The sequence below is a fragment of the Marinicella meishanensis genome (assembly GCF_019931145.1).
In the GTDB taxonomy this organism is placed as follows: Bacteria; Pseudomonadota; Gammaproteobacteria; order Xanthomonadales; family Marinicellaceae; genus Marinicella; species Marinicella meishanensis.
Genome location: NZ_JAIOUV010000003.1, coordinates 417,940 through 442,186, shown reverse-complemented (window position 1 = coordinate 442,186; position 24,247 = coordinate 417,940). Strand labels below are relative to the sequence as shown.

Here is a 24,247-nt window from a genome sequence, read left to right as displayed (position 1 = left end):
GGGGTTGAAGCATTAAGGATAAGCCCAAATGCCTCAACAATCAATCCATCATTCACGGCATCCATTCAGCCAAGCAAAGCTGGGTGTACGATTTGACCGGCTTGCACATTGATCCCTTTGTGCAAAGAGTCTACCGAGGCCCAGTCGGGTTGTGCCAAGCGTTGCACATACGGCAAGATGGCCGCTGAAATGGCATGGGTGGACGTGCGAGGCACCGCACCGGGCATGTTGGTCACAGAAAAGTGCACCACCCCATGTTCGGTGAAAGTGGGCTCGGCCCAAGTGGTGGGACGGGTGGTGGCCACACAACCGCCCTGATCCACCGAAATGTCGGCAATCACCGAGCCCGGCTCCATGCCTTTGACCATCTCTTCGGTGATCACATGGGGGGCTTTGGCACCGGTGACCAACACCGCACCAATCACCAGATCGGCATTGGCAATCTCACTGGCCACCAACTCCTGATAAGGATACAAAGCCGTGACATTGGAGCCCATGGCCATCATTTGTGCCAAACGATCCTGGCGTTTGTCAAAGACCACCACATTGGCCCCGCTGGCTGCGGCCAAGGCGGCTGAATTACCGCCGGCGGCACCGCCGCCCAAAACCACCACTTTGCCACGTTCGGTCGACGGCAAGCCGCCCAGCAACAAACCTTTACCACCCATGGGGTGATGCAAGGTGTGGGTGCCCACCTGCGTGGCAATCTTGCCGGCGATGATGCTCATGGGCGCCAACAAGGGCAAAGACCCATCGGCATCTTCCACCGTCTCAAAGGCCACACCAGTCAAGCCAATGTCCAGCAGTGACTGGGTCAAAGCCGGCTCGGCCGCCAGGTGCAAATAACAAAACAACAAGTGATCTTCTCTCAAATACTGCAAATCACCGGCAATCGGTTCTTTGACTTTCACCACCATTTCTGCCGAACGGTACAGGCTTTCGGCATCCGGTTCAATGGTGGCACCGGCATTGACATAGTCGTCATCAGTAAAGCCACTCATCAAGCCAGCGCTGGATTGGATGTAAACTTCATTGCCAGACTGGACCAAATCGGCCACGGCTGCTGGAACCAGGGCCACACGACCTTCCAGCGTTTTGGTTTCTTTGGGTATACCAATTTTCATCTTTATGCGTCCCCACAATAGTGTAGAAATGGATCCATTTTGACGCCACAAAACAGACCGCGATGTGCTGTGTATGATCGGGCCCTCAGGCGCTGCAGCACAGGCCGCCATTTTATCGTAATCAAGACCCGCACAACAAACGATTTATCCCCCAATGCGGTGCTGAGAGACCCGCATGTTTGATTAAACCAATCATCATGACTTATTTATTCTAATTTACAATCCACACCGCTGCGTATAAGATGCCTACCTTTGAATTTCTGAGAAGTCATCAATGAAACAAGAACACCACAAATTGATCATTGTCGGCTCGGGACCGGCTGGTTATTCTGCTGCTGTCTATGCCGCCAGAGCCAACTTGAACCCCGTCATCATCACCGGCCTGGAACAAGGCGGACAGCTGATGACCACCACCGAAGTGGAAAACTGGCCGGGCGATCCGGGCGACTTACAAGGGCCTGAATTGATGGCCCGCATGCTGCAACATGCCGAGAAATTTGACACCCAAGTGGTGTTTGATTACATCAACTCGGTGGAACTGCAGCAACGACCCTTCACTTTGCATGGGGATCAGGCGACTTACACCTGTGATGCCTTGATCATCGCCACCGGTGCCAGCGCCATGTATTTGGGACTGGAGTCGGAAGAGGCCTACAAAGGCAAAGGCGTCTCTGCTTGTGCCACCTGTGATGGATTCTTCTACCGCGATCAGCCAGTGGCTGTGGTGGGTGGCGGCAACACCGCCGTTGAAGAAGCCTTGTACTTGTCAAACATCGCTTCAAAAGTCTACTTGGTGCACCGCCGCGATGCCTTGCGCTCGGAAAAAATCCTGCAAGACCGCCTGTTCGAAAAAGCCAAAAATGGCAACATCGAATTGGTTTGGGATCACGTGGTGGAAGAAGTGGTGGGGGATGCCGCCGGGGTCAACGGCCTGCGCGTGAAAAACGTCAAAACCGATGCCATCCAACAACTGGATGTCCAAGGGGTGTTCATCGCCATTGGACACAAACCCAACACCCAAATCTTTGAAGGACAATTGGACATGCAACATGGTTACATCACAGTTGAATCTGGGCAACAAGGCAATGCCACCCAAACTTCAATCGAAGGGGTGTTCGCTTCGGGTGATGTGATGGACCACATTTATCGCCAAGCCATCACTTCAGCGGGCTCTGGCTGTATGGCGGCCTTGGATGCCGAACGATTCCTGGACGCGCAAGACCCAGCTTAAAGTCACCACCTCGGTGAGGTGTCATGCCCACCTCACCCATGGTATATTGAAACCATGATTCTGCCTTGCATCGATGGTGATGTGCCTTTTCCGGATGTCAGTCGGGCCTTGATTGAGCCCGATGGCTTGTTGTGTTTTGGTGGCGACTTGAGCATTGACCGGTTGCAACAAGCCTACCGTCTGGGCATCTTCCCCTGGTACTCAGCGGGTGAACCGCTGTTGTGGTGGTCGCCCAGAGAGCGCATGGTGCTGAAGCCTGAGCTGTTACACATCAGCCGCAGTCTGCGCAAAGCCATCCAGCAGCAACAACCCCAATACCACCTGAATCGGGACTTCAATCGGGTCATTACCCAGTGTGCCCAGGTGCCCCGCAAAGACCAAGGAACCTGGATTCACCCGGAAATGATTGAGGCCTATTGTGCCTTGTTTGCAGCGGACCAGGCTTTTTGTTTGGAGGTGGAACTTGACGGCCAATTGGCAGGTGGCATTTATGGGGTCAAAACCGAGACCATTTGGTGCGGAGAATCGATGTTTTCCAGCCTCACCAATGGCTCAAAGATGGCCATGGTGGGCCTGTGTCAACTCCTGCTGGACAACGGACTGCCTTTACTCGACTGTCAACTGCACAACCCCCACCTCCAATCCATGGGGGCACATTTGATCAGCCGCGAAGCCTTTGCTCAATTTTTGCCTTGATCCTCACTGCTCAACAGCTTCACCGGAATGGGGACCGCACAGGTGTCGATGTGATCGTGTTGGAAGACAAACCACTCTCCTGTTCGATTCTGCCGCGAGGCCAGCAATTGTTTGAACGAGGCTGAGGCGGAGTCCAGCACCACCAGCGGCCACCGTTCAGCGCTTGGCATGTCAGCAGCCAGGCTGATGCGGATGATTTCATTCACCCCACTGAGGTCGTTGGGTCCCTGCAGGGAAGCGGAGCGTTGCAGCCCCTGGATATGCTCCATACCGGCAATGACCCGACCGAACACCGTGGTGTTGCGATCCAGATAGCGCTGCGCCGGACCATTGACCACATACAGGGCTGTGGCCCCTGAATGCAAATCATTGGAGCGACCCATGGCCAAGGCACCGTGACAATGCAACAACCAACTTTCCCCAGTGTTCAAATCCCGTCCCACGGCTTGGCTGTGTAGAAAGCCGGTTTCATCGGCATAACCATCAGCGCCATTGAAAGGCAAATAGGCACCCGGTAAGGCTTGTTTGCTGGTGAATTCTGCCGGCACGCCCCAAGCCCCAGCAGCCAATTCGGGCTGTTCTGCCTCATCGGCATACAGCGGCCCACCTTGGGCCACAAAGGCATCAATCACCCGATAGAACTGGCTGCCATCAAACACGCCCTGACGCACCAGATGGCGGGTGTTGGCCACATGCAACGGGGCCAACTCGGGTCGCATTTCCGCCACCACGGTGCCGCTCGCCAATTCAATGTACAGGGTGTTCTCGGGGTCCAACGCCCGCCATTCATCGGCCTGGGCGGCGGCCACCACGGCCCCAGGAGTCAAATTGTTGGTGGCGACAGATGGGGTCGATGCCGGCATTGGGGCGGCCGCTTCGGGTTTGTGTTGGTGACAAGCCACCAAGCACAGAAACAGCAACAAGGTGGTGGTTGTTTGGATGGACATGGTGTCGGATTCCGGTTTTGAAGACCCCCAATATAACCGAATTGTGGCGGCTTGGCATCCCTGAAAATCAATCAACAGGTCCGTTCAAGCGGGATCGGCCGCCAGCTGATAACGAAAGCGCTGAACTTTTTGGCCATCAATGGTCAGGTAACGGAACCAACCGGGTCGATAATGGGTGTACTTGCGGTGCCGCCGGTGCACCCGCTTCAACAACACATCGGTACCATCGGCCAACTCCGCAAACAACAGGTATCGATGACCAATGGCTTGTTGTAATTGTTGGGCTTCGGCGTGTAGGTGCGGTCCAAAATTGGCCTCAAAGCGCCGTTCCATGGCCTTGAACCGGTGGTCATGACCACACTGTAAGCCGACACACAAATGGGCCAGCTCATGGCGAATGGTGGCCTCCAGCAAGCCGCCACAATTCGAACCAATGAAGGCCTGATTGATGTGCACCCAACCAGCCAGATCAGCCATGCCGTATTTGGTCTTGTGACCGCTGGGTTTGATGCCCTGTGGCGGGTGCTGCCAGTCGGACAATGGCACCAACTGCTGCAATTCATCCAACAAAGTGGCGTGGGTTTGTTCGATGGTCTGCCAAGTGATCATGGATGCAGGTTTGGGGCCGGATTTGAGGTGATGGAAGAGCGACCATAAACCAAACATTGGACAAAATGGGCCGCTCGCTCGTGGCTTATTTTTAACATGTTTCTGTTTTGAGGCAAAGGCCTGGGCAAAAAAACGGCCTGAAAACCATCGGTTTCCAAGCCGTCACAACGGTCTGACCGTCCAGTCAAGCAGTCGGCAATGTGCCAATCAAGTCTTACAGTTTGCCTGACTCAGTCGACAAGTAAGAAGCGACACCTTCTGGTGTGGCTGACATGCCTTTGTCACCTTCTTGCCAACCGGCAGGGCACACTTCACCGTGCTTCTTGTGGAATAACAAGGCATCGATCATGCGCAACATTTCATCCACGTTGCGACCCAAAGGCAAATCATTCACCACTTGGTGACGCACCACATTGTCTTGGTCAATCAAGAAAGAGGCGCGAAATGCCACGGCGCCATCGGGGGTTTCCACGTCGTATTTCTTGCAGGCTTTGTGGGTCACATCAGCAAACATGGTGTACTTGACCGGTCCAATGCCGCCTTTTTCGATTGGGGTGTCACGCCAGGCATTGTGGGTGAATTGTGAGTCAATTGAAACCGCCACCACTTCCACACCGCGCTTGGTGAATTCGTCCATGCGGCGATCAAATGCAATCAGCTCAGAAGGACACACAAAAGTGAAATCCAAAGGATAAAAGAACACCACTTTGAGTTTGCCGGCAGTGGCTTCTTTTAAATTATAATCATCGACAATTTGTCCATTGCCCAAAACAGCGGCACCTTTCAAATTGGGTGCTTTTCTGCCTACCAATACGCCCATAATTTTCTCCATTTAGGTTCAAAAAAAAACGCATTGTAAAGCAAAAGACAGACCACTTCATTACTAAATTCAGAATGATGCGATTGATTAATTCAATCGCATCATTCTGGCCTGAGTTGACGGGTTTGATTTAAGCGGATTCATTGGCTTGAGCACTGACCGGCTCAGCATTTTGGGCTGGTTTTGTGGACCCGGTGAATCGATCCATCCAGGTTCTGAAGCGGCCTTTGGCCCAGTGACCCAGGTCATCCAACCAACAATACAAACACGGCAACAACACCAATGAGATGATGGTGGAAAAGGTCAAGCCGCCAATGATGGCGCGGGCCATGGGGAAGTAACTGGGGCCATTGCCGCCACCCACCGCTGACACGCTGATACTCAAAGGCAACAAACCCACCACCGTGGTCGACACCGTCATCAACACCGGTCTGATGCGATCCAAACCACCTTGTACAACCGCATCAAAACGGTTCATGCCTTCTCGCCGGAGGTTGTTGATGTGGTCAATCAACACAATGCCGTTGTTGACCACCACGCCAATCAATATCATGGCGCCGATGCCGGCCATGATGTTGAAGGTGGTGCCAGTGATGCCAAAAAAGAAAAAGATGCCCAAGATCGAAAACAAGATGGTGTTGTATACACACATGGGAAACAGCAATGACTCAAACATCGCCGCCATGACCATGAAGATCACCACCAAAGCAATCAAGAACGGTGCCAACAAATCCATCAGCTGGATATTGGCCCCCTGGCCTTCCAGGTTAAAGGTCCACGAATAGCCGGTGGGGAATTGATAATTGGCCAAGGCCAGGGTGATCGCTTCCCGCACGTCTTTGACGTTGGTTTCATCTTCCACATCCAGGTCAATTTGGATTGAGTTCTGCCGCCCCAAGCGGAACAATCGGCGTGGCGAACTGGTGGATTTGATCTCTGCCACATTTTCCAACGGCACCGTGACCCCGTCGGAATTTTTGATGGGCAATTCCCGCAATTGATCAATTTCGAATTCACCCTTTTGATAAAAACGCATCTTGACCGGTATTTCGCCGGTTTCAGAGACATACTCCTTCAGGTTCATCCCGCGCATGGCAATCGACACCGACTGGGCCACGGTGGTGGGGTTCAAGCCCAAATTCAAGGCCCGTTCACGGTTGACATTGACTTGCAGCTCTTCGCGGTTGTTGCGTTGTTCCACTTGCACATTGGTCACCTTCTCCACATTGCGCAAGATGAACATCACGTCTTCCAGCATTTCTTGTCGCATGTATTCTGACGACTCACCCTGCAAATACAGCTTGATGCCTTGTGAACCCATGTTACTGCGCCATTGGAACGATGGTGCACCGACGGTGATGTCAGGCATGTCGGCCATGATTTCTTGTTTCACTTGGGCCACGGTTTTGGTGGCCAGATCTTCATCAATCAAGGTGATCATCGATGAGGCAAAGCCATTTTCGTTGTAATAGGTATAAACCGAATCAATTTCGAATTTTTCCTGGTTGGCATACAGGTAATCTTCGATGCGGTCCACATCCTTTTTCAAACGATCCAGGGTGTAGGTGCCGTTGATGTGATACGGCATCCAAAAATTGCGGCTGACCGATTGCCCGGTGCCGTCATCTTGTTTCATCACCAAAAAGAACGACAGACTGAAAACAATCAAAAACATGGCCGAGAAAAATGTCTTCCAGCGATGTCCCAGGAAATAGGTCAGAATGGCCCGGTAGTTGCGGATCAAGAATATACTGAACAAAAAGAACAGCGACACATAAGCAAAGATCACGAAATTTTCTGCCGGCATACCCAGCCGTTGTGACAACACATACACCGCGCCGTACACCAGCACCAGCATCAAGAACTTGTAACGCTTCTTGATCCGCCCCCAGCGTTCCAATATCCGGTTTTCCAAGCCACCTGACTTGATCCGCTGTTTTTTCACAAACAGCCCAATGGCCATGGGCACCACGGAAATGGACAACATCAGGGAAATGACCAATGAAGCGATAATGGCCACCGCCACGTGGGTCAAAAAGATGGCCAATAAGTTGCCATCGCCCACAATCACCGGCAAAAACACACAAATGGTGGTCAAGGTTCCGGCAATCACTGGTTTGATCACCAATTTCACACCTTTGATCAAGGCCGCTCTGGGGTTGCCCGGCGCCAGCATCCGCTGGGTGTAGATGGACTCCGTGATCACCACCGAATTGTCCACCAGCATGCCCACCGCCAGCATCAACCCCATCAACGACAAATTGTTCAGTGAAATGCCGGTGAAGTACAACACCCCCAAAGTGATGATGATTGAAATCGGGATGGACATGGAAATGATTAGCGTCATCGGTAAATTGCGCAAGAACACAAACAACACCACCAGCGACAACAAGGAGCCGGTGATGCCAGCGGTCACCACGTCGCGCAGGGAGTTGGTCACCCCTTCGGCTTGGTTGTTCAAGAACACAAATTTGATGCCACTCATTTGATCGGTTTGGCTGATTTCATTGATGGTGGCCAACACCTGCTCTCCCACATCCACCAAGTTGGCGGTGGATTCTTTGAAAATTTCCAGCCCAACCGAATACTTGCGATTGAGGTGTCTGGCATACTCACGTTCACCATTGATCAATTCTATGGTGGCGATGTCCTGCAAACGGATGTTGTTGTCATTCAACACCAGGTTTTTGTAGGCATTGATGTCTTGAGTTTGGGACTGGGGGTTGATCCGAATGACCTGGTTATTGGTGAAGAAATTACCGGACCTGATGTTGAAATTCAATTCATTCAACTTGCTTTGCAGTTCGTTGAAGCCAATGCCATAACGCTTCATCCGCTCATTGTCCAGCTTGATGCTGAGCTCCAGTGGCTCAATGCCTTGCAGCTCGACCCGGGCCACTCCAGGCACCCTTTGCACCGGTTTCACCAGGTATTGGTTGAGCACGTCATAGGCCCCCTCCAAATCCCGATCGCCAATCAGCCTGATTTGCATCATGGCTTCGTTGCCCGGTTCTTCTTTGCGGATGAAAATTTGCCGGACATCAGACGGCAGGTCACTGCGCACCAAATCAATTTGTTCGTTGGCCAGCATGATTTTTTCATCGATGTCGACGTCCAGCTCAAACAACATGAAGATGTTGCTCGAATTGGTGTCTGAATTGGAGTTCATTTGCACCACGTTTCCGATGGTGGCCAAAGATTCTTCCAAGGGCCGGGTGATGCTGCGCTCAACCTCTTGCGGGGTACCGGCTTCATACGGCACCGACACCATCAAAAAGGGCAAATCAATTTCCGGCCAACTCTCCAGCGGCAGCAACCGGGCCGAAATCAAGCCAAAGGTCACCAACGACAAGAACATCATGCTGATGGTGACTGGTCTGGCCATGGAAAAAGTGGCCAGCCGGGCAATCCCGGTGGCTTCTTCAGAATGATTAACGGCATCATTGGCTGGGTTGCTTGGTTTCATGAGAATCTCTGGTGAACAGTGAAAACATCACTGGAATGACGATCAAAGTCAAGAATGTGGACACCAACAGACCACCGATCACGGTGATGGCCATGGGGGCCCTGATTTCCGCGCCGGCACTGGAGTCACCCAAAGTGATGACCATGGGCAACAAGCCCAGTACGGTGGTCATGGTGGTCATGATGATGGGCCGCAATCGAGAGCGCCCGGCTTCGATGATGGCCTGGGTTTTGTGCATACCTTTGTCGATCGATTGTTTGATGATGTCAATCAACACAATGGCGTTGTTGACCACAATCCCGGCCAACATGATTAAGCCGATGAACACCACCACCGAAATGGCCGTGCCGGTTAAATACAAAGCAAAGATGGCGCCGACAAACGCCAATGGCACAGAAAACAGGATGACAAATGGGTGCACAAATGATTCGAATTGTGAGGCCAAAATCATGTACACCAAAAACACCGCCAGGGCCAAGGCAAAAACCATGGACTGGTTGGAGGCTTGCAAGTCTTCATTTTGTCCGGTGACCCGGGTGGCCACCAAGGGGTGGATGTTGGCTTGCTGAATCATGTCATTCACCGCTTCCACTGCATCATTCAAGGCCAAATCACGGATGTCAGCAGAAACCACCACAGTGCGGTCTTGGTTGCGCCGCAATATGTGTCCAGGACCTTCGGCTATTTTCACGGTGGCCACATCAGACAACATGATGGGCGCGGTGTTGTTGGGGTTGATGATGAGGTTGCGGATGTCTTCAATCGAATCCCTTTGGTTGGCCACAGTGCGAACCCGCAAATCCATCTTCTGATCTTGCCAGTGCACAGTGGTTTCGACTTTTCCGAGTACTTTGTTGACCACATTGTTGGCCACATCGACCACATTCATGCCCAAGGCCGAAATCTTCTCTTGATCAAAGAACAGCTGCACTTCTGGATTGCCCACTTCAACCCCATCATCCACATTGATGAAATGGTCATCAGCCAACAACAGTTTAGACAATCGCACGGCATTGTCTTTGAGCAAGCCGAGGTCATTGCCAATCAATTCAATTTCAATCGGTTTGGCCAAATCAAAAAATTGTCCGGTTTTCAGTTCGCTTTGTAAACCAGGCACTTGATTGATCAAATCCAGTACTTGCTTTTGCACCTGTACTTTGTCGGCTCCGGCTTTCAGGTTGATCGATATTTGTCCGGAATTTTCCCCACCCGACAAGGTGGATGTGTCCAACAAGTTACCCTCACCACTGTAACCGAACACCATCTCCACCGAGTCAATGGCTTCGACTTGTTGGCTGATGCGGCGGAAGAAACGATCTGTTGATTCCAGCGTTTCACCTTCCGGCAATTTATAATTGATGCGTACTTGGTTGGCATCCATGTCAGGAATCAATTCAATCCCAATGCGAGGCACCAACATCGCACTCAATGACAAAAACAGCAATGCCAGGAACATCACCACCAAACGATTGTTCAAGGCCCAAGGTAACATGCGGGCATACAAAGCCGCCAAGGCATTGAACATGGCGTTGACCATGGCCGCGGGTATCACCAGCAACCACTTCAAACCATTGAGCAGCAACACAAATGGAATGGAAATCAAAAACACCAAGCCATCCAATATGCCATTGGCGGTTTTGATGCGGCCCGACCGCAATTTGGCACCAATCCGGGTCCTGGGTTGATATTCGACTTCACCGGTGTCATGGACCAGCCCGGTGCGGCGGTGTTTTAAACTGGACAGCATCGGAATTAAGATCAAGGCAAACACCAGTGACACCAACAAAGTGAAGGTCACGGTCAACGCCTGATCCTTGAACAGTTGCCCGGCAATGCCTTGCACAAAAACCAACGGTAAAAACACCGCAATGGTGGTGAAGGTACTGGCCACAATGGCACCACCCACTTCATTGGTGCCGGCCCTGACCGCGGTCACGGGATCTTGCTTTGACTTCATTTTTGAAGCAATGTTTTCCAACACCACAATGCCATTGTCCACCAGCAAGCCCACGGCCAATGCCACACCCCCCAATGACATGATGTTGAAGCTCACGCCCGCGCGATACATGAAAAAGAAGCCGGCAATCACCGAGACGGGAATCAGCAAGCCAATGATGATGGTGGCAACAAAATCACGCAAAAACAAGTAGATGATCAAAATGGCCAACAAACCACCAATCCAGGCGGCGTTGATGACGTTGTCGATGGCATCTTCAATGAACGCCGATTGGTCATCGATGACTTCAATGGTGGTGCCAGGGGGCAAACGGTCTTTGAGATCGGCGATTTTTTCTTTGACGGCTTTGGCCACCGCCACGGTGTTGCTGTCACCTTCTTTGTAAATGGCTATCTCAATGGCTTCCTGTCCATTCAGTCGATTGATGGATTTGCGGTCTTTGTGGCCCAAAAATACCGTGGCCACATCCTGCACTTTGATCGTGCGGTTGTTGACATTGGCAATGATCAGGTTTTGAATCGATTGAATGTCTTGAAACTGATTGACGGTGCGTACCAAAAACAATTTGCTGCCTTGTTTGATGGCGCCACCAGATAAATTGATGTTTTCCTGTCGCAACCGATTGGAAATGTCGTTGATGGTCAATCCCAACTGCGCCAGTTTGAACTGATCGGGTAAGATCTCTATTTCTTTTTCGTAACCGCCGCTGACTTTGATCGCGGCCACCCCAGCGATGGGGTCTAATTTCTTCTTCAGATCATGGTCGGCGTAGGTGCGTAATTTTTTCAGGTCTTCGGGATTGTCAGATTGCCCTGCCCGGCTGAACGACAATTGCATGATGGGATCGGTGGATGGGTTGAAACGCAGTAAAATCGGTGATTCCACATCCAGTGGCAGCTGTACGGCATCCATCCGATCTCGCACATCATAAGCTGCCTGCTTCATGTCCGCATCCCAATGAAACTGTAATTTCACATCTGATCGACCGGTGGTCGAAGTGGAATAGATTTTATTCAGACCTTTGACCACCCCCACACTTTCTTCCAACGGTTTGGTGATCAGTAACTCCATCTCCTCAGGACCGGTGTTTTCATATTCCGTGCGGATGGTTAAGGTCGGGTATTCCAGTGAAGGCAGCAGTGTGACCGGCATCTTAAACAATGCGATCAAGCCAAAAATGAACACCCCAAAAGCCAACATCGCCACGGTGACCCGGCGATTGGTGGCAAACCGTGATATGCCTTCAATCATAAGCTGGCGTCGTAATTAACCACATTGACTTTGACATCGGGGGTCAGGTTATTTTTACCTGTGGTAACCACCGTTTGTCCGGCCTCCAAACCACTGACAATTTCGAATGAGTCAGGCATTTCATAACCCAGTGTCACGGCTTGTTTTTTCAGTTCATTGTCTTCCAGCAAGGTATAGACAAAGGACAGTTCATCTTCGCGGATGATGGCATCTTTATCCACCAACACCACTTCATCCCGTTGATCAAAAATGATGTTGGCTTTGGCAAACAATCCCGGTCTGAGATTTTGGGCGCTGTTGTCAACCGCCACAGTGACTTGAAAGGTACCGGAAGAAGAGTCAATCACCGGACTGACCCGTATGATCTTCCCGGTCACCATTTGATTGGCCAAGGCATCGAAATCAAAAGTCACATCCAGTCCAGCACGCATGATACTCCAATGGTGTTCAGGCACATCAATTTTAGCTTGCAGTGAATTGAAATCAACCACTTCGAACACCGACGTGGCGTTTTGAATCAAGTTGCCAATTTTAACGTGTCGTTTCACCACTGTGCCGGCAAAAGGGGCTTTGACTTGGGTGTGGGATAAATTCATTTTGGCTTGATCCAATGCAGCTTTCAATGAACGGGTCTCAAATTTTAAGTTATCGATTTGCTCCCGGTTGGTCAGGCCTTTTTCAATCAGCTGTTCAGCCCGGTTGAAATTGTTCAGGCTTTTGTCATAGTTGGCTTTGGCTGACTTCACTGCCAGTTCCTGATCATCAGACTCCAACACCAACAACACTTGGTCTTGCTCAACCAATTCACCTTCTTCGACCAAGATGTCTAAGATGATGCCCGATGTTTTGGTGGTGACTTCGGCTGCTTTATCGGCTTCGAGGATGGCCGTTGACCTGAATGTGGCCACTGAATTTCCCAAATAACTTTGGGCGGTTTCCACATTGATGACCACTTTATCTTTGTCGTCATCTTGCGGGTCCTTGTTGGCTTGATCATTGGCATCAGATGCTGGTCTGCCTCCACAAGCAGACAACAGCAGCATCGCACTGATTACAAAGTAAAATCTCATAACGCTCATTGGTGAAAGTTCAGAAATTTTAATTGTACGGATAAATTTGTGAACTTCATGTGCATTTAGTCATTGCAAAAAAAAGGCCTGTCATTCGACAGGCCTTTTGATGGGTTGTTGTTCCTTTATGGACCACAGCCTGGTGGTACATTCGGTGATACACCGATGACACACAAGTCTTGTCCATTGAACTGTACCGTGGCAGTGGGTTCACCAGATCCTGTGGTGAATTCACAAGTTCCTGAGAAGGATTCATTGATGCCATCCAAACCAGCCAATACATTGGCGGTGGCCATGCCGTTCTCATCGGTGGAACCCGGTTGTACTTGAACCACCAATTGTCCACCGTTTGACATACATGAACCAAACAATGGGACATTGGCAATGCCTTGTCCGTTGCCATTGAACAGGAACAAGCTGATGATCTTCACCCCACTTGAATTGTGGAAAGCAGGTGCTGCAGACAGGTAAATGGCACCAGGACTGGCCACCTGAATACAAACTGTCGCGTCATCAACCAAACAAGAGATGGAACCCACATTGAAGATGAAGCCCGTGTTTTCATCGGCATCAATGACGCCGGTAACTGTGGCTTGACCTGTGGCACAGCCATCAGGTCCTGTGCGATTTTCCATCACACCTGAGCCTGTGACGCCATCAATTTCACCGGTACCATTTCCGCCCACAAAGGCCCAAGACACATCGGCACCTTGGATCGGATGTCTTGCTGCATCCAGCACGCAAACAGTGACTGGTGTGGTTTCATTGGCCGGAATGATGGTTGGAGACACCGTGATGATTGGGGTCAATTCGGTTCCTGGAATGGATCCTGCACCTGGGTACAACATCAACTCCACATCAGTCACTGAACGGGTCACACCGTTGACCGTAGCACCTTGGCCTTTGGCATATATACTGGTGATTTTGCCCAGCTTGGACACTGGGTAGTTCAACTCAGTTGAAGCCACACCATTTTCGTCGATGATGGCCACGGCATTGATGTTGCCATCGACCGCACGACCAATGATGTAAGGGAAGATGTCCAAATCATTGATGATGGTTCCGGACAAATCATTGCGATTGAATGTTTCAGAGATTCGCAAAGAGGTGTCAGACAAGATGTTCTCAACCGTCACGGCACTTTCCAAATCTTCATTGCGCAAGATTTCTTCACCAAAGACCATCAAGGTATCGCCAGGCTGGACTTCAGCCGTGCCATTGATGAAATCACCACTCAATGAAGTGAACAAGTCACCGCCTTCTTCAGGATCGCCATCATTGCTTGAATTCACAAAGGTACCAGGACCGTCTTGTGGGAATCCAATGACTGGGCTGTCAATCAGACCGAATTGTACGGTTTGTGGCAAGGCAGGATTACCGCCTTTGTCGGTACCAATGGCACTCACTGTGATGCTGTAACTGCCGTCCAGATTTCCGATTCCACCGGTACCTGCCACACCGCCATCAACGCGATTGATGAACAAATTATTGATGTTTGGTGTGGTGATGTCTAAACCGAATAGCACGCCATCACTGATCACAAAATTATCTTGTGCGGTTAATGGATCTTGCAGTCCATTGTCAACATTGTTATCAGCGCGGTCAGTGGTCACAGTCATGATCACGGTGTTGGGTTCATTGCCACTGAGTAACTGAAATGAGCCCACGCCGTTGGCGGTATCGATGCTGATGCTGGTGCCTTCTACTGACAAGCCTTGGGCATTCACACCGGACAATTTCTCACCGCTGTTGGCCTGATCTGTGGTGATGTCAATCATCACATTGTTAAAGCCATTGGGATTGGGTACCGGCACATTCGGAGCCGCATCAACAAAAACTTGGATGACTTGGCTTTGTGGACCGCCAGAACCATTGATGTAGTTGGCGCCTGAGCCGGCCACTTGAATGATGGTCGGTAAATCCACCGGGCCATTGTCGACCACAATATCGAATTGTGCACTGATATTTTGTTGCGTGAATTGGTCGAATGCACTGGCCGTAATGGTCGCCACACCTGGGCTGTCAGCCCATATGAAGATGGTTGCACGACCGGCCACCACATCCACCGGTCCTTGACCCAGTAGGATGAATATTTCATTTTCCTCGGTCAATGGATCCCCATCGTCAACCGTTTCTGGATCATCCAATGTTGAGAATGCCGCCACACTCACTGGATTGATGGCAACCCCAAAAGTGGGCGTGTCATCATCAGTGGCTGGATTGACAAAATTACCCAAAGGATCTCTGAATGAGATGGTGGCTTCAGTCATATATACCGTACCAAAAGCTTCCCTTGGCGTCAGCCCAAACACATTGGCTGGCAAAGTGGAGGCCACTGGCTCAATTGCCAAACGGTCAAATGGTTCGGGACCAGGCAAAATCGTGTAAGTGAAATTGGCAGACGAGGTTCGATTGGTTTGTGGATCGACAGCCGAAGCGGTCAGTGTCACGGTTCCTGCTGCTGCACCATGGATGAAAAACGTACCATTGCCACCACTGGACTCGTTTCCAATGGAACCAAAGAAAGTCGTGAATTCATTGATGTCAGTGGTATCTGGATCATCCAATGTAGAAATTGGTGCCACTTGTACATTTGAAGTGGACAACTGAATGTTGGTGGCGTCTGGAATGGCCGTGCCATTATCAAAAGTGACGTTTACATTCAATTGAGTCAAAAAGGGAGAGTCAATCAGAATGGGATAGTCATTGGTGTTGGCTGGAATATTGGCTTTCACCGCATTGAAAGTGATCCTCAAATTGGAAGGTGCTGGCCCTGGAGAACCACCACCACTGTCACTGCTACCGCCACAGGCCGACAACAAAACAGCCGCGAATGTACATACAATCAAATTTTTTGCGTATTTAAACATAGTTAACCTTCAGTTATATTTTATAAACTTTCTTTAATTATGGTTGGAGTCACAAAGATCAGTAACTCCGCCTTGTCATCTTGGATTGCTTTGTTGCGGAATAAACCGCCAATTCCCGGAATATCACCCAGTACAGGCACTTTTGATTTGGTGGTTCTTCTGATTTGCTCATAAATACCACCCAGCACCACAGTTTGACCATTGTTCACCAACACCCTGGTTTCAACAGAGCGTGTGTCAATCGAAGGCACGCTGCCGCCCAAAGATGTGGAAATTTCTTCACCAATGGAATCCTGTGCCACCAATAAGGTCAGATCAATTCGTTCATCAGGTGTGATCAGCGGAACCACATTCAATGACAACACCGCATCTTTAAATGAAATCGAAGTGGCGCCACTGGAAGTGGATTGTTCATAAGGAATTTGGACACCTTGCTTAATCACTGCTTGGGTTTGATTCGCGGTGATCACCCGTGGTGATGAAATGACTTCACCGCGGTCTTCAGATTCCAGGGCAGACAATTCCAGATCCAATAAGAAGTCTGCGGCCAAAATACTCGCAGCCCATCGGCCTGCTGTTGATGAAGCCGCCGGCAAATTCACATTCAATCGCTCGCCCAGTGGTGCTCCAGGAATGTTTTCTGCAGGCTCTGAATCCGGCGTCAATGTGGGCAAACCGGAACCGCTGAATGAGCCATAGCGATTCAACAGAGCCGCATTATTCAATCGATCAACCGCTGCAGAACTGCCGCCTGTGCTGATGATGTTGCCATACTTGTCTTCATGTGAGCCGGTCACCCCGAAACGCACACCCAACTCATCACCAAAACGTTCGGTAGCCACCACGATGCGTGATTCAATTTGTACCTGTTGCACGGAACGATCCAATGTGGTTACCAACTCCTGAATCACAATTAATCGATCTGGCACATCGGTCACCAATAAGGTATTGGTTCGTTCATCAAAGGTCACCGATCCACGAGAAGACAGCAAGGTGTTGCCACCGGCATCACCGCCATCACCACCAGTGCCTCTGATCAAACTCGCCAATTCTTCGGCTTTGGCATAGTTGACTTGGATGAAAATGTTGTCCAACGGCTCCAACTCTTCTTTTTTACTGAGTGATTCCAGTTTTTCTTGTTCGCGGGCCGCGATGTCAGCCGCCGGTGCCACCCAAATCACATCGCCTCTGCGGCGTTGATCCAGTTGTTTACTTTGTAAGACGATATCCAAGGCTTGATCCCAAGGCACATTATTTAAACGCAGGGTCACATTGCCTTCAACGTTATCAGCCACCACGATGTTCAATTGAGAGGCATCAGCTATCAATTGAATCACAGAGCGCACAGGAATGTCTTGGAAGTTGAAAGAAACCAGGTTACCTGAATAGACCGGTTCGTCATCAATCAATTTTGAACTGGCGATGGCATCCAAGTCCAATTCTTTGATTTCCAGGTTGTATTCATTACCGGCTTGATATATCACTTTGTCATAAGAGCCAGATATTTCTACTTCAATTTTGACATCAGTTCCTCTTTGCCTGGCATCGACAAAAGTCACAGGGGTGGCAAAATCGATCACATCCAATTTTCTGTCCATGTCAGCTGACAATTGACTGTTGGCCACTTCAATGGTGATTTTACCCAATGTCTCGGTGTAATTAATCACCGCATTCGGGTTAGACAGACTCAGTTGGACAATGCCTTGACCTTCTGTACCGCGTCGAAAATCCACCATTTCAATAGCCGTGTTTTCTGCGCTGCGGCTGGTGCTTTGATTGCGATTTGAACTCAAAGCCACACTGACCACATTGTCATTGGTCATGATTTCATGCTGCATGGCGTTCATCAAATCCATAACCACACGGGTTTTGTCGTTGCTGGAAACGACCCGCAATCCTTTCAACCCACCGGTACCAATGGCCATGTTGCGCTTGTTACTGGCATTATTGGTACCACTGAAATCGAGCGCCAATCGCGGCGGTAAGTTGGTCGAAAACACCTCTGGTTGAACGGCAGAGTCACTGAATGTGAAGTCCACCACGACCACTCCGTTTTCGCCGGTTCGAACATCAATGTTTTCAATGGCTGATTGCGCCATGGCTTGGTTGATCACAAACAAACAAAACACACTGAATGTCACCAGTTTCTTACTGACTGTATTTAAAGTTAAATCATTAATATTCATAAATTCACTCACATTCACTCTTCTTTCAAAGCCATTGCAGCACCGCGTTCACGCCACGCTCCTAAGCCATCGTTTATCCATTCTTGCAACTGGATTTCGTTTTCGTAAATGGCCGTCACCAGACCATGGTTGTGTCCTAAATAATGACCCTGAGCCACCCGGTGAATGGTGCCTTCCGGATCCACCACCAAAGCCCAATAATCTTCATCTTGTTGGTAAGTCCCAACCATCAACAAACTGTCCAATGGGTAAGACTCCAAAAACTCTTTGCGTCGGGTCAAATCCGGTCCACGGCCATCTTCGTTCACTGCCAAAGCAGCTTGTTCAACCTCATCCACCACTTCAAGATCATTAGAAAAAGGATCTCTGGCAGCAGAAGCGTTGTATTCAAACACTTCATGCGGTTTCAATTGAGGCAATGGATCAATGGGTTTAACTGGTTTGGTTTTTTGATGGGCAATGAAATCATTGAGGTCATTGAAGTTGTTGTTACAACCCAACAAAAACAGAAACATCAACAGTACATACTTTCTCATCGTTGGGCTCCTGTACCAGCAGTTTCAGTGGTCATTTCTTCGTCGTCCAAATAGCGGTAGGTTTTGGCCGTGCCTTCAAGCAACAACCGGCCTCCCAACACCGAATCACCCAATGGTTTCAAAGAGATGTCATGCATGGTCAAAATCACCACCCGAGGCAATGAAGCGACGCCACTGACAAAATTTCCAAATTCATGGTAATTGCCTTTCATTCTGAGCGTGATCGGTTTTTCAGCGTAGAAATCTTTGATCGATTCAGCACCGGGTTCAAACAACTCGTTTTCAATGCCACTGGCCAATGCGGTCTGCGACACATCCACAATCAAATCCGACATTTCATTCTTACTGGGCAATTGTCTGAGCATGGACTGCAAAATGATTTCCATTTCTTTCAATTGCTCTTTATAGGCATCCAATTGTGCGGCTTTTTGGTATTTGAAAGAATAGGTGTTTTTCAACTCAGTTTCTTTTTTCTGTAAGCCTTCCAGGTTCACCTTCATGTCTTTGATGAACATGAAATAACCACCCACCAATATCAATATCGCCAAAAACACCACAGAGGCCAATTTGATTGAATTGGGCCAACCCCCTGGATTGCTGGTATCAAGACTGTTTAATTCATCAATAAAACTCATGAGACTTCCTCGACGCTATCATCTTGTTTTCGGTTTGGATTCACCAACTTCACACTGAGTTTGAATTTTTGTTCGTGCGTGGTTAACGTATCGTCGGCTTTGATGTAATCCAGTTCCACCTTGGTAAACCAGGCCGATTCATCCAATCGGCGCATGTAATCAGACACACGGGAGTGAGATTGTGAGTACCCTTCCATCGAAATCACCGTTCCCTGCTGGGTGATTTTTTCTAAAAACACCCCATTGGGAATGGTTTTGACCAACTCATCAAACAAATGCACCATCATGGTGCGGTTGGCCTGCAATTCTTCAATCACCTGCTGCCGTGCGATCAAGCCGGCTTTCTTCGCTTCCAGCTTATCAATCTCTTTGATCTGTTCATCCAATTTGGCAATTTCTGTGTTCATGAACGTGTTTCGCTGGTTTTGAAATTTAATGCTTTGATCAAAATAGTAGTAAGCCAAACCAAATAGTGCCAAAGCCACCACAGCCGATAAGCCCAGCATCAGGTAGTACTCTTTGGTCAGTTGTTGGCGTCTCTCTTCACGCCAGGGCAATAAATTAATTTTAGCCATAATTAATCAAAATTCCTCAGTGCTAGTCCCACCACCGACATCATAGAAGGGGCATCTGCCTCAAGCGCTTCATGACTGACTTTAGATGAAAGTTTAAAATTGCTGACTGGATTGATGACTTCAGTCGGAACACCCACTTGATCTTCGACCAACACGTCAATTTCCGGGATAGAGGCACAACCCCCACCCAGTAAAATGCGGTCCACATTGCCAAACTCAGTGGCAGAGAAGAAAAACTGCAAAGCCCGGCTGACCTGTTGCACCAAGGTGTCTTTGAAAGACTGCAGCACCTCTGACTCGTAACTTTCAGGCAAACCACCTTGGCGCTTGGCCAAGCCAGCTTCTTCGTATGACAGACCATAACGTTGCATGATTTCTTCGGTCAATTGCTTGCCACCAAATGATTGCTCACGGCTGTAGATCCCAGTGCGCTTGTGCATGGCATGCATGGTCATGGTGTTGGCACCAATGTCAAACAAGGCCACCACTTCTTCGTCATTGATTTCGTATTGCTCTCGGACCAGGTTGAAACACCGCTCAATGGCAAACGCTTCAACATCCACCACTTTCAGGTCCAAACCGGCGCCTTCGAAGGCTTCAATGAACACATCCACGTTTTCTGAGCGGGAACTGGCAATCAATACATTGCTGACTTCCTCATTGCCTTCAACCGGCCCCAACACACAAAAATCCAAACTCACTTCGTCGATTGGATAAGGAATGTATTGGGTGGCATCCAGTTCCAACTGAGCTTCCAATTCTTCATCGGTCAACTCAGATGGCATTTGTATGATTTTGGTGATAACAGCAGATCCTGAAACTGCGGTGGCGGCGCCTTTCACTTTGATGCCAGCCTTATTCACTGCCTTGCTGATGGCTGCAGACACCAAGTCAACCTCGGCAATGTTGTTATCAACCACTGCATTCACTGAAAGAGGCTCGACTGCATACCTTTCGACCTTTAAGTTATCCAAACTACCAGACAGCTGTAATATCTTGACCGCTGATGAACTGACATCAACCCCGATTAACTGAACTTTACTTCTACCTAACAATTGCAAAACGATCTCTCTCTTTAATAATTGCTGTATATGGAACTTCTTATCTTGTGATCATTACACACATTCAATGGTGCCAAATCTGTGCCACTAATCACAATTTACATCAATACTTTACTTTTTTTAAGAAGACAATGCAAGAATAACCTTTAAAGTACTGAATAATCAAGATATATTTAAAAAAAATACAAGAAGAGCAAACCAAAGAACATGGGCACACAGCGGAACCATGAAACTCGGGAATCGGCCACATAGGTGAAATGCACGAACCGAGCCACATGCAGAATCCATTGCAAATCTTTCTCGCCGACTGCCATGGCGTCAGCATGATTCAGCCGATGGCATTGACCCGTTGAACTGAACTGAGGTGTTGGTGGGCCTGGTAGGACTCGAACCTACGACCAATGGATTATGAGTCCACTGCTCTAACCAACTGAGCTACAGGCCCGAATGGAGGAAGCGAATTATAACTGATGGCCTGCAGTACTGCACGTGTTAATTGTGGTGGCAAAACCCACCATTTAACCAGCTGCCACCGCCATGTGCTGATACATGTGGTACAAATCATGGGCTTTTTCATCGAGTTGCTCCAACGTGCCGTTGTTCACCAACACATCTGAGGCCAACTGCAAGCGATCTTCCCGCGACAGTTGCGTACCCATGATGGCTTGAGCCATGGAACGATCAATGCCATCACGTTGCATGATCCGCTGAATTTGAATCTTTGGATCCACATCCACCACCAACACCCGATCGAATTCAATTTGATCAATACCTGGATGAAACAAGGGGATCACCCACATTTCCAACTGCTTATTACTTTGACTTGACTGCGCCAGACCTGCGGCCCAGATCAAAGGGTGCAAGATCTGATTGACCGCTAAACGCGCCGCTTCATCTTGAAAAATAAGCTGTTTGAGTGCTGCCCGATCCAAGGCACCATTGTCGGTTAATATCCCCGGACCAAAATGTTCGATCAACCGCAACAAACCCGGTGTTCCTGGCTGCACCACTTGCCGGGCCAGCACATCGGTATCAATGACGGCGCCCCCCCATTGCAAGAACCGGTCTGACACGCGGGTTTTACCAGAGGCAATGCCGCCGGTCAAGCAAATCAAAAGCTTGTTCATCAAAACCCGGGAAACAACAGTTGCATGACCTCGGTTCCGTATAAATAACTGACCATGATGCCAACCGACAAATAAGGTCCAAAAGGAATTTTTTGCCCGCCTTTTTTCAAGGCCATCTGAATCAATGCCACCACCAAACCGCTGACCGATGCAATCAACAACACCGCGATCAGCATCTCAGCTCCCAACCAGGCACCACCGGCAGCCAACAATTTGAAATCACCGTAGCCCATGCCTTCTTTTCCCGTGAATAACAGGAACAATTGAAACACCGTCCACAATGACAAGTAGCCCACCAAAGCACCGATGATGGCATCAGCAGGGGTGATGGAAAAACTGAACAAACTGAACAACAGGCCCAACCACAACAGGGTTAAGCTCAATTGGTCTGGGATCAAATAAGTGTCCAGATCGATGAAGGTGATGGCCAGCAGCCACCACAACAACAGCAAGGCCGCCATTACCGGCCAACCAAAACCCATTTGATGTGCCAGCCAAGCCGCCCCAACACCGCTGATCAGTTCAATCAGGGGATAGCGCACTGATATCTTTTGGGCGCAAAAATGACAACGACCACGCAACAACAAATAACTGATGACTGGAATGTTGTGCCAAGCAGACAATTGATTTTTGCATTGGGGGCAATGTGAGCGGGACCATGCCACGCTGGGTGGTGCGGCTTCATCGAATTCGATCTCGGTGAATTCGGCATATTCCTTTTTCCACAGGTGCTCCAACACCGGTGGTAAGCGCAAAATAACGACATTGAGGAAACTGCCAACCAACAAACCGATGACCAATGCCAAAGAGACAAAAAGCGCCGGGCTTTCCGCCAACAGACTGACCATGTTGTGCACGTTAAAAAACGGAAGCCATTTTAAAGATGGGCAAGTACATGGCCACGACCATCACACCCACCAAACCACCAACCAGAACCATGATGATGGGTTCCAACAAACTGCTCAAAGCATCTACTGCATTGGACACTTCCTGCTCATAATAGTCGGCCACTTTGGCCAACATGGCATCCAAGTTACCGGATTCTTCACCAATGGCAGCCATCTGAATCACCATGTGGGGGAATAACTGCGTCTGACTCATGGCCAGTTGCAACTGATGTCCGGTGGATACATCGTCTTTGATTTGCAGCACTGCATCACGGAACACCACATTACCCACAGCGCCTGAAACGGTGTCCAGGCCTTCAACCAACGGCACACCCGCGGCAAATGTGGTTGACAGAGTTCTGGCAAATCGGGCCACCGCGGCATCAAACAGAATGCCACCCACGATCGGTATCTTTAAGGAAAACCGATCCAGCGCATGGGCAAACTTCAGCGATCGCTTCTTCAATTGCGTGAATCCCACCACGATGCCCACCAGCACCGCGACGACCATGAACCAATATTCTTGCATCGCATTCGATGCATTGACCACCATCAAAGTCAAACCTGGCAAATCTGCACCAAAACTGGTGAACATGTTTTGAAATTCTGGCACCACCTTGACCAGCAGCAAGATGGTCACACCGATGGCCACAAACAACACCGCTGCGGGGTAAAACATGGCTTTCTTGATTTTGCCTTTGATCTCTTCCGTGCGCTCTTTGTAGGTGGCAATGGTGTCCAACAATTCATCCAACACACCGGCCTTTTCACCGGCTGCCACCAAGTTACAATACAGCTCATCGAAATAGAGCGGATGTCGCCCCAACGATTCAGCCAAGGATGAACCCGACTGAATTTCGGTTTTGACGTCATTCAACAATTTGGCCATGCGGGGATTGGTTTGCCCCCCCTCAATGATCTCAAAAGCTTGCACCATGGGCACACCCGATTCCATCATGGTGGCCAATTGACGACTGAACAAGGCAATGTCTTGGGCTTTGATGGCTTTACCGCCGGCAAACAAAGACTTGCGCTTTTTATAAATTTTCTTAACCTGAATGCCTTGGCGCCTAAGTTCGTTTTTTGCCAAGGTGGTAGATTTGGCCTGCTGAACACCTTTCAGCTTTTTGCCAATCTTGTCGACACCCACCCATTCAAAGGACTGCAATTCGTCTATTTTTTGTGCTTTTGCCATAATG

General features: G+C 49.5%; 18 protein-coding genes and 1 tRNA gene. 2 read left to right on the top strand and 17 right to left on the bottom strand.

Annotated elements, in window-relative coordinates; translation table 11 throughout:
- Positions 1–65 precede the first annotated feature (65 nt).
- Positions 66–1,124: an alanine dehydrogenase gene (gene ald, locus K7G70_RS06835; RefSeq protein ID WP_223787865.1), complete on the bottom strand. Its 1,059-nt coding sequence runs from the start codon at positions 1,122–1,124 to the stop codon at positions 66–68.
- A gap of 274 nt (positions 1,125–1,398) precedes the next feature.
- Here ald and trxB point away from each other — a divergent pair, with 274 nt between their 5' ends.
- A complete protein-coding gene (gene trxB / locus K7G70_RS06830; RefSeq protein WP_223787864.1) occupies positions 1,399–2,355 on the top strand; it encodes a thioredoxin-disulfide reductase in 957 nt (318 codons plus the stop codon).
- 54 nt (positions 2,356–2,409) lie between these two features.
- Positions 2,410–3,051 (top strand): leucyl/phenylalanyl-tRNA--protein transferase, encoded by a 642-nt coding sequence (gene aat / locus K7G70_RS06825; protein WP_223787863.1) that lies wholly within the window; start codon positions 2,410–2,412, stop codon positions 3,049–3,051.
- On the opposite strand, the gene K7G70_RS06820 is transcribed toward aat, so the two are convergent.
- From K7G70_RS06820 to K7G70_RS06745, 16 genes are all read right to left on the bottom strand, one after another.
- Entirely contained in the window at positions 3,036–3,998 is a 963-nt protein-coding gene (locus K7G70_RS06820; protein ID WP_223787862.1) for a peptidylprolyl isomerase, read from the bottom strand. The two genes, aat and K7G70_RS06820, sit on opposite strands and share 16 nt — an antisense overlap.
- Before the next feature lie 84 nt (positions 3,999–4,082).
- Entirely contained in the window at positions 4,083–4,607 is a 525-nt protein-coding gene (locus K7G70_RS06815; RefSeq protein WP_223787861.1) for a hypothetical protein, read from the bottom strand.
- A 214-nt stretch (positions 4,608–4,821) separates the two neighbouring features.
- Positions 4,822–5,427 (bottom strand): peroxiredoxin, encoded by a 606-nt coding sequence (locus tag K7G70_RS06810; protein ID WP_223787860.1) that lies wholly within the window; start codon positions 5,425–5,427, stop codon positions 4,822–4,824.
- 130 nt (positions 5,428–5,557) lie between these two features.
- Entirely contained in the window at positions 5,558–8,893 is a 3,336-nt protein-coding gene (locus K7G70_RS06805; protein WP_223787859.1) for an efflux RND transporter permease subunit, read from the bottom strand.
- Positions 8,868–12,101, bottom strand: a complete 3,234-nt coding sequence (locus K7G70_RS06800; RefSeq protein ID WP_223787858.1) for an efflux RND transporter permease subunit — start codon at positions 12,099–12,101, stop codon at positions 8,868–8,870. The genes K7G70_RS06805 and K7G70_RS06800 overlap by 26 nt, the downstream gene beginning before the upstream one ends.
- Positions 12,098–13,171, bottom strand: a complete 1,074-nt coding sequence (locus K7G70_RS06795) for an efflux RND transporter periplasmic adaptor subunit (protein WP_223787857.1) — start codon at positions 13,169–13,171, stop codon at positions 12,098–12,100. The genes K7G70_RS06800 and K7G70_RS06795 overlap by 4 nt, the downstream gene beginning before the upstream one ends.
- Before the next feature lie 125 nt (positions 13,172–13,296).
- Positions 13,297–15,906 carry a hypothetical protein gene (locus K7G70_RS06790; protein ID WP_223787856.1) on the bottom strand — a complete coding sequence of 870 codons (2,610 nt, stop codon included), beginning with the start codon at positions 15,904–15,906 and terminating at the stop codon, positions 13,297–13,299.
- A gap of 155 nt (positions 15,907–16,061) precedes the next feature.
- Positions 16,062–18,227 carry a type IV pilus secretin PilQ gene (locus K7G70_RS06785; RefSeq protein WP_223787855.1) on the bottom strand — a complete coding sequence of 722 codons (2,166 nt, stop codon included), beginning with the start codon at positions 18,225–18,227 and terminating at the stop codon, positions 16,062–16,064.
- Between the two features lie 14 nt (positions 18,228–18,241).
- A complete protein-coding gene (locus K7G70_RS06780) occupies positions 18,242–18,763 on the bottom strand; it encodes a pilus assembly protein PilP (RefSeq protein ID WP_223787854.1) in 522 nt (173 codons plus the stop codon).
- Positions 18,760–19,398: a type IV pilus inner membrane component PilO gene (locus K7G70_RS06775; protein WP_223787853.1), complete on the bottom strand. Its 639-nt coding sequence runs from the start codon at positions 19,396–19,398 to the stop codon at positions 18,760–18,762. The genes K7G70_RS06780 and K7G70_RS06775 overlap by 4 nt, the downstream gene beginning before the upstream one ends.
- Positions 19,395–19,973, bottom strand: a complete 579-nt coding sequence (locus tag K7G70_RS06770; RefSeq protein WP_223787852.1) for a PilN domain-containing protein — start codon at positions 19,971–19,973, stop codon at positions 19,395–19,397. The genes K7G70_RS06775 and K7G70_RS06770 overlap by 4 nt, the downstream gene beginning before the upstream one ends.
- 2 nt (positions 19,974–19,975) lie before the next feature.
- Positions 19,976–21,034, bottom strand: a complete 1,059-nt coding sequence (locus K7G70_RS06765) for a pilus assembly protein PilM (protein ID WP_223787851.1) — start codon at positions 21,032–21,034, stop codon at positions 19,976–19,978.
- A 368-nt stretch (positions 21,035–21,402) separates the two neighbouring features.
- Positions 21,403–21,479 (bottom strand) — tRNA-Ile (locus tag K7G70_RS06760).
- A gap of 73 nt (positions 21,480–21,552) precedes the next feature.
- On the bottom strand, positions 21,553–22,161 hold the full coding sequence (gene coaE / locus K7G70_RS06755; RefSeq protein WP_223787850.1) for a dephospho-CoA kinase: 609 nt from the start codon (positions 22,159–22,161) through the stop codon (positions 21,553–21,555).
- On the bottom strand, positions 22,161–23,009 hold the full coding sequence (locus K7G70_RS06750; protein WP_223787849.1) for a prepilin peptidase: 849 nt from the start codon (positions 23,007–23,009) through the stop codon (positions 22,161–22,163). Before K7G70_RS06750 ends, coaE begins: the two co-directional genes overlap by 1 nt.
- Positions 23,010–23,019: 10 nt before the next feature.
- On the bottom strand, positions 23,020–24,243 hold the full coding sequence (locus K7G70_RS06745) for a type II secretion system F family protein (RefSeq protein WP_223787848.1): 1,224 nt from the start codon (positions 24,241–24,243) through the stop codon (positions 23,020–23,022).
- Positions 24,244–24,247: the final 4 nt, after the last annotated feature.